Origin of the sequence: Streptomyces sp. JH002, from assembly GCF_050916115.1 — a bacterium.
Lineage (GTDB): Bacteria > Actinomycetota > Actinomycetes > Streptomycetales > Streptomycetaceae > Streptomyces > Streptomyces xiamenensis.
In genome coordinates, this window is sequence record NZ_CP087989.1 from 3,960,257 (window position 1) to 3,974,957 (window position 14,701).

The 14,701-nt window shown below is 70.9% G+C and carries 18 protein-coding genes; 14 read left to right on the forward strand and 4 right to left on the reverse strand.

The annotated features are described in order from the left end of the window. The first annotated feature begins 38 nt into the window (after positions 1-38). The 7 genes from rpmJ (at position 39) to truA (ending at position 4,578) form a co-directional block, all read left to right on the forward strand. Positions 39-152, forward strand: coding sequence for a 50S ribosomal protein L36 (rpmJ, locus tag H7827_RS18115; protein ID WP_009740505.1), 114 nt, complete (start codon positions 39-41; stop codon positions 150-152). A gap of 211 nt (positions 153-363) precedes the next feature. Further along, the gene (gene rpsM / locus H7827_RS18120; protein WP_030736247.1) at positions 364-744 is read left to right on the forward strand and encodes a 30S ribosomal protein S13; all 381 of its coding nucleotides are present in this window, start codon (positions 364-366) and stop codon (positions 742-744) included. Between the two features lie 67 nt (positions 745-811). After that, on the forward strand, positions 812-1,216 hold the full coding sequence (gene rpsK / locus H7827_RS18125) for a 30S ribosomal protein S11 (RefSeq protein WP_019433438.1): 405 nt from the start codon (positions 812-814) through the stop codon (positions 1,214-1,216). A 28-nt stretch (positions 1,217-1,244) separates the two neighbouring features. After that, positions 1,245-1,871: a 30S ribosomal protein S4 gene (rpsD, locus tag H7827_RS18130; protein WP_030736244.1), complete on the forward strand. Its 627-nt coding sequence runs from the start codon at positions 1,245-1,247 to the stop codon at positions 1,869-1,871. A gap of 137 nt (positions 1,872-2,008) precedes the next feature. Beyond that, on the forward strand, positions 2,009-3,031 hold the full coding sequence (locus H7827_RS18135; RefSeq protein ID WP_386541059.1) for a DNA-directed RNA polymerase subunit alpha: 1,023 nt from the start codon (positions 2,009-2,011) through the stop codon (positions 3,029-3,031). 109 nt (positions 3,032-3,140) lie between these two features. Beyond that, on the forward strand, positions 3,141-3,641 hold the full coding sequence (gene rplQ / locus H7827_RS18140; protein WP_432746519.1) for a 50S ribosomal protein L17: 501 nt from the start codon (positions 3,141-3,143) through the stop codon (positions 3,639-3,641). A gap of 97 nt (positions 3,642-3,738) precedes the next feature. After that, positions 3,739-4,578 carry a tRNA pseudouridine(38-40) synthase TruA gene (gene truA, locus H7827_RS18145; protein WP_432746521.1) on the forward strand — a complete coding sequence of 280 codons (840 nt, stop codon included), beginning with the start codon at positions 3,739-3,741 and terminating at the stop codon, positions 4,576-4,578. A 36-nt stretch (positions 4,579-4,614) separates the two neighbouring features. Here the strand turns inward: truA and H7827_RS18150 are convergent, their stop codons facing one another. Further along, a complete protein-coding gene (locus tag H7827_RS18150; RefSeq protein ID WP_432746523.1) occupies positions 4,615-5,745 on the reverse strand; it encodes an FAD-dependent oxidoreductase in 1,131 nt (376 codons plus the stop codon). 55 nt (positions 5,746-5,800) lie between these two features. Here H7827_RS18150 and H7827_RS18155 point away from each other — a divergent pair, with 55 nt between their 5' ends. Further along, positions 5,801-6,487, forward strand: coding sequence for a TetR/AcrR family transcriptional regulator C-terminal domain-containing protein (locus H7827_RS18155; protein WP_432746525.1), 687 nt, complete (start codon positions 5,801-5,803; stop codon positions 6,485-6,487). A gap of 41 nt (positions 6,488-6,528) precedes the next feature. On the opposite strand, the gene H7827_RS18160 is transcribed toward H7827_RS18155, so the two are convergent. Both H7827_RS18160 and H7827_RS18165 read right to left on the reverse strand, forming a co-directional pair. Continuing rightward, the gene (locus H7827_RS18160; protein WP_432746527.1) at positions 6,529-7,392 is read right to left on the reverse strand and encodes a hypothetical protein; all 864 of its coding nucleotides are present in this window, start codon (positions 7,390-7,392) and stop codon (positions 6,529-6,531) included. Between the two features lie 38 nt (positions 7,393-7,430). After that, the gene (locus H7827_RS18165) at positions 7,431-7,970 is read right to left on the reverse strand and encodes a hypothetical protein (RefSeq protein WP_432746529.1); all 540 of its coding nucleotides are present in this window, start codon (positions 7,968-7,970) and stop codon (positions 7,431-7,433) included. A 60-nt stretch (positions 7,971-8,030) separates the two neighbouring features. Here H7827_RS18165 and H7827_RS18170 point away from each other — a divergent pair, with 60 nt between their 5' ends. The 4 genes from H7827_RS18170 (at position 8,031) to glmM (ending at position 12,327) form a co-directional block, all read left to right on the forward strand. Then, positions 8,031-9,650, forward strand: a complete 1,620-nt coding sequence (locus H7827_RS18170; RefSeq protein ID WP_432746531.1) for an ABC-F family ATP-binding cassette domain-containing protein — start codon at positions 8,031-8,033, stop codon at positions 9,648-9,650. 219 nt (positions 9,651-9,869) lie between these two features. Continuing rightward, a complete protein-coding gene (gene rplM, locus H7827_RS18175) occupies positions 9,870-10,313 on the forward strand; it encodes a 50S ribosomal protein L13 (RefSeq protein WP_030736222.1) in 444 nt (147 codons plus the stop codon). Between the two features lie 41 nt (positions 10,314-10,354). Beyond that, positions 10,355-10,870, forward strand: coding sequence for a 30S ribosomal protein S9 (rpsI, locus tag H7827_RS18180; protein ID WP_030736219.1), 516 nt, complete (start codon positions 10,355-10,357; stop codon positions 10,868-10,870). Positions 10,871-10,971: 101 nt separating this feature from the next. Next, positions 10,972-12,327, forward strand: coding sequence for a phosphoglucosamine mutase (gene glmM, locus H7827_RS18185; protein WP_386541071.1), 1,356 nt, complete (start codon positions 10,972-10,974; stop codon positions 12,325-12,327). Positions 12,328-12,400: 73 nt separating this feature from the next. Here glmM and coaA read toward each other — a convergent pair whose 3' ends face one another. Next, positions 12,401-13,372 carry a type I pantothenate kinase gene (gene coaA, locus H7827_RS18190; protein ID WP_046723701.1) on the reverse strand — a complete coding sequence of 324 codons (972 nt, stop codon included), beginning with the start codon at positions 13,370-13,372 and terminating at the stop codon, positions 12,401-12,403. 60 nt (positions 13,373-13,432) lie between these two features. Between coaA and H7827_RS18195 the strand changes: the two genes are divergently transcribed. Both H7827_RS18195 and H7827_RS18200 read left to right on the forward strand, forming a co-directional pair. Then, on the forward strand, positions 13,433-14,200 hold the full coding sequence (locus tag H7827_RS18195; RefSeq protein WP_432746533.1) for a glucosamine--fructose-6-phosphate aminotransferase: 768 nt from the start codon (positions 13,433-13,435) through the stop codon (positions 14,198-14,200). After that, positions 14,197-14,565 carry a holo-ACP synthase gene (locus H7827_RS18200; protein WP_386539812.1) on the forward strand — a complete coding sequence of 123 codons (369 nt, stop codon included), beginning with the start codon at positions 14,197-14,199 and terminating at the stop codon, positions 14,563-14,565. The genes H7827_RS18195 and H7827_RS18200 overlap by 4 nt, the downstream gene beginning before the upstream one ends. The last annotated feature ends 136 nt before the right edge of the window (positions 14,566-14,701 follow it).

Here is a 14,701-nt window from a genome sequence, read left to right on the forward strand (position 1 = left end):
TCCAGATCGTTCGTACCGACTCGGAGAACCTCACTCTCATGAAGGTCAAGCCGAGCGTCAAGAAGATCTGCGACAAGTGCAAGGTGATCCGCCGTCACGGGCGGGTCATGGTCATTTGCGAGAACCTGCGCCACAAGCAGCGCCAGGGCTGACGCAGACCGCCACCGCCTCGTACTCGTAGCAGTTCTTCGCGCGACGCCGCGACACGCATATATGTAGATACGCAGACACCCGACCCCTCGCCATTCAGCGCGGGGACGACACCCCCGGTCGGAGGCCGGGGACCCGGCTCGTAAAACTTCGTGAGTCTTACGGGAACGGTGCTGCGGAAGACCTCCGAAGAGCCCATCAGGAGCCACATTCATGGCACGCCTCGCAGGCGTCGACCTCCCGCGTGAAAAGCGCGTCGAGGTTGCCCTCACCTACGTCTTCGGCATCGGGCGCACCCGTGCTCAGGAGACCCTTGCCAGCACCGGGGTGAACCCCGACACCCGCGTGCGCGACCTTGCCGAGGAAGACCTCGTCAAGCTCCGCGAGTACGTGGACGCCAACCTCAAGACCGAGGGTGACCTCCGTCGCGAGATCCAGGCCGACATCCGCCGCAAGGTCGAGATCGGCTGCTACGAGGGTCTGCGTCACCGCCGCGGCCTGCCGGTCCACGGTCAGCGCACCAAGACCAACGCGCGTACCCGCAAGGGCCCGCGTCGCGCGATCGCCGGCAAGAAGAAGCCGGGCAAGAAGTAGTCCGCACCGGACGCTGTTCCAGCGGTCCGTGTTGTAGGACCGACCACCTCCACAGGAGTACGTGTATATGCCTCCGAAGGGCCGTACGGCTGGCGCCAAGAAGGTGCGCCGCAAGGAAAAGAAGAACGTTGCCCACGGGCACGCTCACATCAAGAGCACGTTCAACAACACCATCGTCTCGATCACGGACCCGTCCGGGAACGTGATCTCGTGGGCCTCCGCCGGCCATGTCGGCTTCAAGGGCTCGCGCAAGTCCACCCCCTTCGCCGCACAGATGGCCGCCGAGAACGCGGCCCGGCGGGCGCAGGAGCACGGCATGCGCAAGGTTGACGTCTTCGTGAAGGGCCCCGGCTCCGGCCGTGAGACCGCGATCCGCTCGCTCCAGGCGACCGGGCTCGAGGTCGGCTCCATCCAGGACGTCACCCCCACCCCGCACAACGGATGCCGCCCGCCCAAGCGCCGCCGCGTCTGACCAGGCCGAAGTAGGAGACAGATAGACAATGGCGCGTTACACCGGGGCCGACTGCAAGCGATGCCGTCGGGAGAAGCAGAAGCTCTTCCTCAAGGGGAGCAAGTGCGAGAGCGCGAAGTGCCCGATCGAAATCCGTCCTTACCCCCCGGGTGAGCACGGACGCGGGCGCACCAAGGACAGCGAGTACCTGCTTCAGATGCGTGAGAAGCAGAAGTGCGCGCGGATCTACGGTGTTCTTGAGAAGCAGTTCCGCGGCTACTACACCGAGGCCAACCGGCAGCAGGGCAAGACTGGCGAGAACCTGCTGCGGATCCTCGAGTCGCGACTGGACAACGTCGTCTACCGGGCCGGCTTCGCCAAGTCCCGGGACCACGCCCGTCAGCTGGTGCGGCACGGCCACATCCTGCTGAACGGCCGGAAGAACGACATCCCCTCGGCGCGGGTGTCCCCGAGCGACATCGTCGAGGTGCGGGAGTCCTCCCGTAACCTGACGCCGTTCGAGGTCGCCAAGGCCGAGGCCGGCGACAAGACCGTGCCGGCGTGGCTGGAGTCCATTCCGTCGCGTCTGCGGGTGCTGGTGCACGCGCTGCCCGAACGCCAGGTGATCGACACCCAGGTGCAGGAGCAGCTGATCGTGGAGCTGTACTCCAAGTAGTGGTGTGGGCGGAGTCACCCGGGGAGACCGGGGGCTCCGCCCGTACTCTTGAAACACATCGTGCGGTGTTCCGGCTGTCGGACACCGCTGTCGGGCTCGGCATCAAATAGTGGGTGCCGAAGACTGGAGTTCTTTTCATGCTGATCGCTCAGCGTCCCTCTTTGACCGAAGAGGTCGTCGACGAGTTCCGCTCCCGGTTCGTGATCGAGCCGCTGGAGCCCGGCTTCGGGTACACGCTCGGTAACTCCCTGCGGCGCACCCTGCTGTCCTCCATCCCGGGTGCGGCCGTCACCAGCATCCGTGTCGACGGCGTGCTGCACGAGTTCTCCACCGTGCCGGGCGTCAAGGAGGATGTGACCGACCTCATCCTCAACATCAAGCAGCTGGTCGTCTCCTCGGAGCACGACGAGCCCGTGGTGATGTACCTGCGCAAGCAGGGTCCCGGCCTGGTGACCGCGGCCGACATCGCCCCGCCGGCCGGGGTCGAGGTTCACAACCCCGACCTGGTGCTGGCGACCCTGAACAACAAGGGCAAGCTGGAGATGGAGCTGACCGTCGAGCGCGGTCGCGGCTACGTCTCCGCCGTCCAGAACAAGGCGGCGGGCCAGGAGATCGGCCGGATCCCGGTCGACTCGATCTACAGCCCGGTGCTGAAGGTGACCTACAAGGTCGAGGCCACCCGTGTGGAGCAGCGCACCGACTTCGACAAGCTGGTCGTCGACGTCGAGACCAAGGAGGCCATGCGTCCGCGCGACGCCATGGCGTCCGCCGGCAAGACCCTGGTCGAGCTGTTCGGCCTGGCGCGTGAGCTGAACGTCGACGCCGAGGGCATCGACATGGGCCCCTCGCCGACCGACGCGGCGCTCGCCGCCGACCTGGCGCTGCCGATCGAGGAGCTGGAGCTGACCGTCCGCTCCTACAACTGCCTCAAGCGTGAGGGCATCCACTCGGTGGGCGAGCTGGTGGCCCGCTCCGAGGCCGATCTGCTGGACATCCGGAACTTCGGTGCCAAGTCGATCGACGAGGTCAAGGCGAAGCTGGCCGGCATGGGCCTGGCCCTCAAGGACAGCCCGCCCGGATTCGACCCGACCACCGCCGCCGACGCCTTCGGGGCCGAGGACGACGGGGACACGGGCTTCGCGGAGACCGAGCAGTACTGACAGAGCGGTACTGAGCGGCCCTCGCGGCTGACAGTGGCCACTGCTGACCAGTGGCGCCCTGACACCGGTACCTGACACGGCCGGTGCAGACAGATGAAGGAGACAGACCATGCCGAAGCCCACGAAGGGTGCCCGGCTCGGTGGCGGCCCCGCCCACGAGCGGCTCATGCTGGCGAACCTCGCCACCGCGCTGTTCGAGCACGGCCGGATCACCACCACGGTCGCCAAGGCCCGCCGGCTGCGTCCGGTCGCCGAGCGGCTGATCACCAAGGCGAAGAAGGGCGACCTGCACAACCGTCGTCAGGTGATGCGCACCGTCACCGACAAGAGCGTCGTGCACACCCTCTTCACCGAGATCGGTCCGCAGTTCGCGAACCGTCCGGGCGGCTACACCCGGATCACCAAGATCGGCAACCGCCGCGGGGACAACGCCCCCATGGCCGTGATCGAGCTGGTGGAGGCCCTCACCGTGCAGCAGGAGGCGGTCGGCGAGGCCGAGGCCGCCACCAAGCGTTCGGTGAAGGAGACCGAGGCGACCGAGGCCGCCGAGGCGACCGAGGCTCCGGCCGAGGCCAAGGCCGAGGAGAAGAAGGACGAGACCGAGGCCTGATTCCGGTCCTGGTTGGTCTGTGCCGCTGGGCCTGTCACCCTTTCGGGGGAGACAGGCCCAGCGCCATGTGGGGCGTGCGGAGGAGAGGAAGTAGCGGGTGTCCGAGACGGTTCGGGTACGTCTTGACGTGTCCTACGACGGCGCGGCGTTCTCCGGCTGGGCGCGCCAGCGGGGGCGGCGCACCGTACAGGAGGAGCTGGAGGAGGCGCTGCGGGTCGTCACCCGCTCGGCGCGGGGGTACGAGCTGACGGTGGCCGGCCGTACCGACGCCGGGGTGCACGCGCGCGGCCAGGTGGCCCACGTGGACCTGCCGGCGGAGGTGTGGGAGGAGCAGCGGGAGAACCTGCACCGCCGCCTGACCGGCCGGCTGCCGCAGGACGTACGGGTGCGCCGGGTCTCCCGCGCCCCGGCGGATTTCGACGCGCGCTTCTCGGCGATCTGGCGCCGGTACGTCTACCGGGTGAGCGACCATCCGGGCGGGGTGGACCCGCTGCGGCGCGGCCATGTGCTGTGGCACAACTGGCCGCTGGACATGGCGGCGATGGACGCCGCCTCCCAGCGGCTGCTGGGCGAACACGACTTCGCGGCGTACTGCAAGCGGCGCGAGGGCGCGACGACGATCCGTACGCTGCGCCGGCTCAGCTGGGAGCGCGGCGCCGACGGGGTGCTGGAGGGCACCGTGGAGGCGGACGCGTTCTGCCACAACATGGTGCGCTCCCTGGTGGGCGCCCTGCTGTTCGTGGGGGACGGGCACCGGGACCCCGAGTGGCCGGGGAAGGTGCTGGCGGCCGGGGTGCGCGACTCGGCGGTGCACGTGGTGCGCCCGCACGGGCTGACCCTGGAGGAGGTCGGCTACCCGGCGGACGACCTGCTGGCGGCCCGCAGCCGGGAGGCGCGCAACGTACGCACCCTCCCGGCGTCGGCGGGCTGCTGCTAGACGCGATGGCTCGGCCCCGATGGGGCGCCGGCGATCTCAGCCCGCGGGGGCGGGTTCGGCGGGCCCCGTGGTGAAGAAGCGGACGAGATCCGCCGCCGCGGTGGGGGACAGCATCATCGCCTGGATCCGGGCGGACATCTCGGCGATGGGGCCGATCCTGGTGAACATCCCCTCCTCGTAAGCCCGGATCGCCTCCTCGGGGCCGGCGGGGCCGGCGGCGAGCCGGGCGGCGAGTTCGGCGCCGTCGAGCATGGCCTGGTTGGCCCCCTCGCCGACCGGTGGCATGAGGTGGGCGGCGTCACCGATGAGGGTGACACCCGGTCGGCCGGGCCAGCGTGTTCCGGTGGGCATCGCTTCGATCGCGCGCGGCGCGGGCGTGCCGTCCCCGGCTTCGATGAGCGCGGTCAGCCTCGGGTCCCAGTCGCCGAACAGATCCAGCAGGGCGCGCTTGTCGCGCCAGGTGTCGAGAGGGCGGCCGTCCGGACGCATCGTGATCCCGATCCGGAGGCTGCCGTCCCCCAGGCGTTGCGCCGCCAGGATCCGCTGCCCGCCGACGCACCAGAGGTTTCCGGGGCCGACCAGCTCGGCGAGGTCGGGACGGCGCCGGTCGGCGTCCACGACGGTCAGTTCCACGAGGGTCGCCACGTGGGACAGCCGTACGTCGGCCAGCAGCGGGCGGACGACCGAGCGGGCGCCGTCCGCGCCGACGAGGAGGTCGCAGCCGGAGCGGTGGCCGTCCTGGAAGGTCAGTTCCCAGCCCCCGCCGGGTCGGGGGCTCGCCGCGGTCAGGCGGCGCCCCCACCGCACCGCGTCACCGGGGAGACTGTCGAGCAGCAGATCACGCAGGACGCCCCGGTCGATCTCGGGACGTCCGGAGAACGAGCCGGGGTCCGGCACATGGTGGACCAGGGTGCGTCCGCTCGGATCGAGAAGGCGATGTTCCTCGCCCTCGGGGCGCGCCCGCGAGCGGAACCGGCCGGCCAGGCCCGCCGCGGCCAGGGCCTGTTGGCCGGACTCCGGGTGCAGATCGAGGGAGCCGCCCTGCGGGCGCGCCGACCGGCTCGTCTCGCGCTCGTACACCACCGCGTCGATGCCGTGCCGGCGCAGAATCCGCGCCAGGGTCAGCCCGCCCAGCCCGCCGCCGGCTATCGCCACGCGCATGCCCATCCCCATCTCCTTGCCGTACACTGTATTAGTGAATACACCGTACGGTAGCGAATGGATGTCCGTCTGGGAACGGCCCGAACCTCAGCCACGCGCGGCGCCGGTGCCGTTGAGCCGCGAGAAGATCGCGGCGGCGGCGATCCGGCTCGCCGACGCGGACGGCCTGGAGGGCCTGTCCGTCCGCAAGCTCGCCAAGGAACTCGGGGTCGGTCCGATGCGGCTCTACGACTACGTGGGCAACCGGTCCGAACTCCTCGACCTGATGGTCGACGTCGTCTACGCCGGTATCGCCGAGGCCGGCCGGCGGTCCGCGTGGCGCGCCACCGTGCTGGCCATCGCCCACGCGACCCGTGACGCCGCCCTCGCACACGAGTGGTTCGCCGACCTGCTCGGCGGCAGGCCCCACCTGGGCCCCCACGCGCTCGCCGTCGGCGAGGCGACCGCGGCGGCGCTGAGCCAGGCTCCGGGCGTACGCGGCATCGACGATCTCCAGCGGGCGGTGGGCGCCCTCAACGCCTTCCTCGTCGGAGCGGTCCGCACAGAGGTCACCGAGCGGCGTACCGCCCGCGCCAGTGGCACCGACGAGGCCGCCTTCCAGGCCGCTCTCGGCCCCTACCTCACCCGCATGCTCGACACCGGCAGATACCCCACCGTCGCCCGGCTCGTCATCGAAGGTGCCCACCTCGACGCCCGGGAGACCTTCGACCACAACCTGACCACCGTCGTGGACGGCATCAGCGGCTGACCGCCCGCACCCGCGCGGCGTTCAGGTTCGGGGGCGACGCGCTAGCTGTTGTTGCGGCGCTCCTCGACGAGGGCGGAGGCCGAGGCGGACGCCTGGGTCTCGCCGCGCAGGATGATGCGGGAGAAGGCGTGGTCGTTGCCGTCCCGGGCCGCCTGCTGGGCCACGGTGCCGTCGCCGCTGTCGGGGGTGCCGTCGCTGTTGCCCGCGATCGTGAAGTAGGCGTAGCGGCCCACCTGGTTGGTGGTGGTACGGCAGCCGCCGCGCTGGCAGAACTCGGGGCTGTCGCCCGCGGTGAGCGGCAGCAGGTTGCGCGTGTAGGCGGCGTTCGCCGCCACGGCGTCGTCCTCGGAGGGGAACTGGGCGACGCCGACCGTCACGGCGGCCCCCGAGCCGGTGAAGGTGGCGCGCAGCAGGGCGGCACAGCCGTGTTCGGTGAGCACAGCACCCAGCTCGGCGCTGACGCCCTCGGTGCAGTCCTCGGTGGCGTCGGTGCCGGTCTTGGTGTACTCGCGGCCCTCGACGGTCATGGTCTCGCCCGCGTAGAACTCGTCGGCCGTAAAGGGCGCGAGGTCCTTGTCGGCATCCGCTATGAACTCGCGCGGCTTGGGCAGCGGGGGAAGACGCGTCTCCTCGAACGAGGGATCGGCGGTGGGGCTGGCGGTGGCGTCGGTGCTGGTGTCGGCGGTCTGCCCGCCGCTGTCCCCGCCCGCCTGCCCGTCGGACCCGCCGTCCTGCCGCACGATGGCGAGCGCGACGACGGTTCCCACAGCCAGCGCGGCGAGCACGCCGCCCCCGACGACGAACATCCGCTTGCGCCGCCGCTTCCGCTCCGCCTCAACGGCGAGCGCGCCCCAGTCCGGAGCTCCCTGCTGACCCCACCCGGGTGCTCCCTGCCCAAAACTCATGCACGAATCCTAGCGGCGGCCAGGCGAGGGTGTCGTTGCTAAGGGTTGACGTAGAAGAGGTAGGTGTAGGTGTCCGATCGGCGACCCTCATCGTCGATGCTGAAGACGTTGAGATGGTTCGGGCCCGTCAGGGTGGGAGTGAGCCATATTTCGGCACTTTCGCCAGGTTCGACTTCGATGGTGCGGGGCCCGCTGGTGAAGGTCGAATAGGTGAAGGCGACGACGTTGTCGGCTCCGTTGGGGCCCAGGACAAAGGCCCCCGGCTGACGGAGCGAGCCGGTGTCGGCGGGCCAGCCGTTGGTGCCGTCCGGGAATACGTCACTCACGACAGTGGGCAGCGGAGGGCGGCTGCTTTCCGCACTCACCCGGATTGTGTCGCTGGTTCCCGCCGCGGCGGGCGCGGGGGCGAGAACCTGAGGGGCGATCGCCAGGGCCAGGGCCGTAGCGAAGACGCCATATCTCGATATGACATAAGAATGTCTGATATCCATCTGTCGTGTCATGGTGATGAGAGTAAGTGAAAAGTGATCAACTTGTGCGTTCAGTGAGACATATTGGCCATCTTGAATGTGCTTCATGTTGAGGGTATGAGCCGAAACCCGGTTGGGTCGGCCTCTCCCGGCTGGGAGCATGGGGGCATGGGGCATGTTGAGGTGGCGCATCTGGAGTACGTGCTGGCCGATGGGCGGGTGCTGCTCGACGATGTGTCGTTCCGGGTGGGGGAAGGGGCCGCCGTCGCCCTCGTCGGGGGGAACGGGGCCGGCAAGACCACCCTGCTGCGGCTGATCGGCGGTGAGCTGACCCCGCAGGCAGGCGGCGTCACTGTCAGTGGCGGCCTGGCCGTCATGCCGCAGTTCGTCGGCAGTGTGCGGGACGAGCGGACCGTACGGGACCTGCTGGTGTCCGTCTCCCCGCCCCCGCTGCGCGCGGCGGCCGGGGCCGTGGACGAGGCCGAGCTGGCCGTCATGACGCGGGACGACGAGGACGCGCAGATGGCGTACGCGCAGGCGCTCGCCGACTGGGGCGAGGCGCGCGGGTACGAGGCCGAGACGCTGTGGGACATCTGCACCACGGCGGCGCTCGGCGTGCCCTACGAGCGGGCCCAGTGGCGGCAGGTGCGCACCCTGTCCGGCGGGGAGCAGAAGCGGCTGGTGCTGGAGGCGCTGCTGCGCGGCCCCGAGCAGGTGCTGCTGCTGGACGAGCCGGACAACTATCTGGACGTGCCGGGCAAGCGCTGGCTGGAGGAGCGGCTGCGGGAGACCCGCAAGACCGTGCTGTTCGTCTCCCACGACCGTGAGCTGCTCGCCCGGGCCGCCGAGAAGATCATCAGTGTGGAGCCGGGGCCCGCCGGGTCGGACGTGTGGGTGCACGGCGGCGGCTTCGCGACGTACCACGAGGCCCGCGAGAAGCGGTTCGAGCGGTTCGAGGAGCTGCGGCGCCGCTGGGACGAGAAGCGGGCCCAGCTGAAGAAGCTGGTCGTGGACATGCGGCAGTACGCCTCGCGCAGCGATGAGATGGCGAGTCGCTATAAGGCGGCGCAGACGCGGCTGCGGAAGTTCGAGGAGGCCGGCCCGCCGCAGGAGCCGCCGCGCCGCCAGGACATCCGCATGCGGCTGCGCGGCGGCCGTACCGGGCTGCGGGCCGTCACCTGTCAGGGCCTGGAGCTGACCGGGCTGATGCGGCCGTTCGATCTTGAGGTGTTCTACGGGGAGCGGGTGGCCGTCCTCGGCTCGAACGGGTCCGGGAAGTCGCACTTCCTGCGGCTGCTGGGCGGGGGAGAGGTCACTCACAGCGGGGCCTGGAAGCTGGGGGCACGGGTGGTGCCCGGGCATTTCGCCCAGACCCACGCCCACCCCGAGCTGCTCGGGCGGACGCTGCTGGACATCCTGTGGACCGAGCACGCCAAGGCGCGCGGCCCGGCCATGTCCGCGCTGCGCCGCTACGAGCTGGACCGGCAGGCCGAGCAGCGCTTCGAGCGCCTGTCGGGCGGGCAGCAGGCGCGCTTCCAGATCCTCCTGCTGGAGCTGGAGGGCAGCACGGCGCTGCTGCTGGACGAGCCGACCGACAACCTGGACCTGGAGAGCGCCGAGGCTCTCCAGGCCGGCCTGGAGGCGTACGAGGGGACGGTGCTGGCCGTCACCCACGACCGGTGGTTCGCGCGGTCCTTCGACCGCTATCTCGTCTTCGGCTCGGACGGTGTGGTAAGGGAGACGTCCGAGCCGGTGTGGGACGAGCGACGGGTCGTGCGGGAGCGGTAGCCGGGGAGCCCGCGTTTTGACCGGTGCGGTGCGGTGACGGTAATCTGCCTGGCTGAATGCGTTTGGCTTGCTCGTTCTCACGTGAGGGGCCTTGCGCCGGTCTATCTGGTCGGTTTCCAGCGGTCCCGCTTCCGGTATGCGTCACCGGGTGCGGGCGGTGCTGTGATCACCGGGTGGCCTTGTCAGGACCCATTCACTGAAGAAGCGAAGGCTACGACCGTGCGTACGTACAGCCCCAAGCCCGGAGACGTGCAGCGTCAGTGGCACGTCATCGACGCCACCGACGTCGTCCTGGGCCGCCTGGCCTCACAGGCCGCCACCCTTCTGCGGGGCAAGCACAAGCCGGTGTACGCCCCTCACGTTGACACGGGTGACTTCGTCATCATCATCAACGCCGAGAAGGTGCACCTGTCCGGCAACAAGCGGACCCAGAAGCTGGCCTACCGCCACTCCGGTTACCCGGGTGGTCTGCGGTCCATCCGCTACGACGAGCTGCTGGAGAAGAGCCCGGAGAAGGCCGTCGAGAAGGCCATCAAGGGCATGCTCCCGAAGAACTCGCTCGGCCGTCAGGTTTTCTCGAAGCTGAAGGTCTACGCGGGTGACCAGCACCCGCACGCTGCTCAGCAGCCGGTCCCGTTCGAGATCACCCAGGTCGCGCAGTAGTCCCGGCCACCCCCTAAGACGAAAAGAATCTGAGGAGCATCGTGGCCGAGCCCACCACTGACGAGACCATCGACACCGAGGTGCCCGAGGTCCAGGAGTACACCACCGAGAGCGCGCCGGAGGAGTTCGCGACCTCCGACGAGGAGTTCGCCGAGCGCTTCGGCGAGCCGCTCCCGGGCGCCGGCACCGGCCGGCGCAAGAACGCCATCGCCCGCGTGCGCATTCTGCCGGGCACCGGCAAGTGGAAGATCAACGGTCGCACCCTGGAGGGGTACTTCCCCAACAAGGTGCACCAGCAGGAAGTCAACGAGCCGTTCAAGGTGCTCGAGCTGGACGAGCGCTACGACGTGGTCGCGCGCATCTCCGGTGGCGGCATCTCCGGCCAGGCCGGTGCGCTGCGTCTGGGTGTCGCCCGGGCGCTGAACGAGGCCGACGTGGAGAACAACCGCGCCGCGCTGAAGAAGGCCGGCTTCCTGACCCGTGACGCCCGCGCCGTCGAGCGCAAGAAGGCCGGTCTGAAGAAGGCCCGTAAGGGTACCCAGTACAGCAAGCGCTAACCCGATTGCTGCTGACGCCCCGACAGTGCTCACGCGCTGTCGGGGCGTTCTTTTATAAGGTTAACGACGCGGGTCAGCCTTGTGAACGTGGAGGAATGACAGTGGGACGACTCTTCGGTACCGACGGGGTACGCGGAATCGCCAACGCGGATCTGACGGCCGAGATGGCCCTCGGGCTGTCCGTGGCGGCGGCGGGCGTGCTCAGCGGGGACAGTGCCGGTGACGGTCGGCCCACGGCGGTGGTCGGGCGCGACCCACGGGCATCCGGGGAGTTTCTCGAGGCGGCGGTGGTGGCCGGGCTTGCCAGCGCCGGGGTGAACGTGGTGCGGGTGGGCGTCCTGCCGACCCCGGCCGTCGCGTACCTGACCGGCTCGCTGGACGCCGCCTTCGGCGTGATGCTGTCGGCGAGCCACAACCCGATGCCGGACAACGGCATCAAGTTCTTCGCGCGCGGCGGGCACAAGCTCGCGGACGCCCTGGAGGACCGGATCGAGGCCGCCTACCACGCGCACGCGGCGGGCGAGCCGTGGGACCGGCCGGTGGGTGCCGGGGTCGGCCGGGTCACCGAGTACGGGGCCGGGGCCGACGACTATGTGACGCACCTCGTGGGCGCGCTCCCCAACCGGCTCGACGGGCTGAAGATCGTGATCGACACGGCGCACGGTGCGGCCGCCCTGGTGGCACCGGGCGCGTTCGCGCGCGCCGGCGCCGAGGTGGTGGCGATCGGCGCGGACCCGGACGGGCTCAACATCAACGAGGGCTGCGGCTCCACCCACCTGGAGCCGCTGCGGGCGGCCGTGGTGGAGCACGGCGCCGATCTCGGCATCGCGGTGGACGGGGACGCCGACCGCTGCCTGGCCGTGGACGCGGCGGGGCGGGACATCGACGGCGACCAGATCCTCGCCGTGCTCGGGGTGGCGATGCGGGAGGCCGGCACGCTGCGCGAGGACACGGTGGTCGCGACGGTGATGTCGAACCTCGGTCTGTCCCTGGCGATGGAGCGCGAGGGGCTGCGGCTGCTCCAGACCTCGGTGGGGGACCGCTACGTGCTGGAGGAGATGCGGCGCGGCGGGTACGCGCTGGGCGGCGAGCAGTCCGGGCACGTCATCGTCACGGACCACGCGACGACCGGGGACGGCACGCTGACCGGGCTACTGCTGGCGGCGCGGGTGGCGGACACCGGACGGACACTGGCCGATCTGGGCACCGTGATGGAGCGCCTGCCGCAGGTGCTGATCAATGTGCCGGACGTGGACAAGGCGCGGGTGGGCCGTTCCCCCGAGCTGGCGGACGCGGTGACGGACGCGGAGCGCCAGCTCGGGGCGACCGGGCGGGTCCTGCTGCGGCCCTCGGGGACGGAGCCGCTGGTACGGGTGATGGTGGAGGCGGCGGACGCGGCGCAGGCGCGGGCGGTCGCGTCGGGCCTCGCGGACGCGGTGAAGTCGGCGCTGGGGTAGGGCGGGGACAGGGCGGGTCGAGGGGCTGTCTGTCCTCGTCGCTGTCCCTCTTCCCTCTTCCCCCTTCAGCTCCTCAGATCTTGCGCAGGCGGAGGCGGCGGACCGAGTGGTCCGCCGCCTTCTGCAGCACCAGGGTGGCGCGGCCGCGGGTGGGGGCGATGTTCTCGCGGAGGTTCGGCTCGTTGATGGTGCGCCAGGTGGTGAGCGCGTACTCCATGGCCTCGTCCTCGGGGAGGGCGGCGTGCCGGTGGAAGTGCGAGGCCGGGTTCTGGAAGGCGGTGGCGCGCAGCTGGCGGAAGCGCTCCAGGTACCAGGTCTCGATGTCGGCGGGGCGGGCGTCCACGTACACCGAGAAGTCGAAGTAGTCGGCCAGCCCCACCTGACCGGGGGCGGCGGGCTGCAGGACGTTGAGGCCCTCGATGATCAGTATGTCGGGGCGGCGTACGGTCAGCCGCTCGCCGGGGACGATGTCGTAGCTCAGGTGCGAGTACACGGGTGCGCTGACCTCGGCGCGGCCGGCCTTCACGTCGGCGACGAAGCGGGTGAGGGCGCGGCGGTCGTAGGACTCGGGGAAGCCCTTGCGGGACATCAGGCCGCGGCGTTCCAGTTCCGCCTTGGGCAGCAGGAAGCCGTCGGTGGTCACGCGGGCGACGTGCGGGTGCTCGGGCCAGCGGGCGAGGAGGGCCTGGAGCAGGCGCGAGACGGTGGACTTGCCCACGGCGACGCTGCCGGCCACGCCGATGACGAAGGGGGTGGCGGGCTGAGGGCCGCCGAGGAAGGTGCTGACGGCGTTGCGGAGCTGGTGGGTGGCGGCGACGTGGAGGTTGAGGAGACGGGAGAGGGGGAGGTAGATCTCCCGTACCTCGTCGAGGTCGATGACGTCACCGAGGCCGCGCAGGGCGTCGAGTTCGGGTGCGGTGAGGGGCAGGGGCGTACGGTCGCGCAGCGCGCTCCACTCGGCGCGGCTGAGGTCGATGTACGGGCTGGCCTGCGGGGCGGGGGAGCCAGGGGGGACGTCTGGGGGCGAAGTGGTCACGGGGAACATTGTGCGGGGGCGGGCCATGCCGGGCGTGGCGGGGGCGCGGGGGCGGGCTACTCTGCCCGCATGTGCGGCATCGTCGGGTACGCGGGGGCAGGGGGCCAGTCGGCCGAGGGTGTACTGCTGAGGGGCCTTGAGCGGTTGGGACGGCTCGGGGAGCCGGTGGGGGCGGAGGGTCCGGAGCGCTCGGCGGGGGTCGTGGTGCCGGCGGACGGAGGGCTCGGCGCGGCGTGGGGCGGCCCGGGTGGGCCGGGTGGGCCGTCACCTGCGGTGGAGAGGCTGCGGGAGGAGCTGGAGCGGCGGCCGTTGCCGGCGGGGATGTGCGGGATCGGCGGGCTGGGGGGCGTGCCGGGTCTTGACGGTGCCGGGCGGGTGGCGGTGGTGCTGGCGGGGGCGGTGGACGCGGGGGCGCTCGCTGGGGCGCGGGAGGAACTGTGGGGGCGCTCAGGCGCGCCGGGCGCGGTGGCGGGAGTGACGCCTGGGCCGGCGGCGGATGCCGAGGTGGTGGCGCGGCTGGTGGCCGAGGCGTTCTCCTCGTGCGGTGAACTGGTGGAGGCGGTACGGCAGGTGCGGGGGGTGCTGGCGGGCGGGTTCGCGGCGCTGGTGGTGCACGCCGATGAGCCGGACACGGTGGTCGGCGCGGCGGCCGGGGTGCCGCTGGTGGTCGGGGCCGCGGACGGTGCGGTGCGGCTGGCCTCGGGCGCCGGGGTGTGGGAGGACGGGGCGGTGGAGAGCGTTGTGGTGAAGGGCGATCAGGTGGTGCTGGTGCGGCGGGAGTCCGACGAGGTGCGGTGGGAGATCACCGACGGGTGGGGTGTGGTGGTGGCGCCGTGATCGTCGGGGTGGGGATCGATGTGGCGGAGATCGCGCGGTTCGGGGAGTCGCTGGAGCGTACGCCGCAGATGGCCGACCGGCTGTTCGTGACGGCCGAGTTGTGGTTGCCGAGCGGGGAACGGCGGGGGATCGCCTCGCTGGCGGCGCGGTTCGCGGCGAAGGAGGCGCTGGCGAAGGCGCTGGGGGCGCCGGGCGGGCTGCGGTGGACGGACGCGGAGATCTGCCAGGAGGACTCGGGGCGGCCGTGGTTGCGGGTGCGGGGGACGGTGGCGGAGCGGGCCGAGGCGCTGGGCGTGCGCTCGTGGCATGTGTCGCTGAGTCACGACGCGGGCGTGGCCTCGGCGGTGGTCATCGCGGAGGGATGATCACCAGTTCGAGTGAAAAGAGCTGGTGAGGGGTGTGCCGGTGGCGTGGGGTGGGGCAGTCTTGGGTCATGGCGGCCAAGGGGGCGGTCACGGAGGGGAGTCGGGGATCGGCTGGCTGGGGCCGATGACCGGCGGT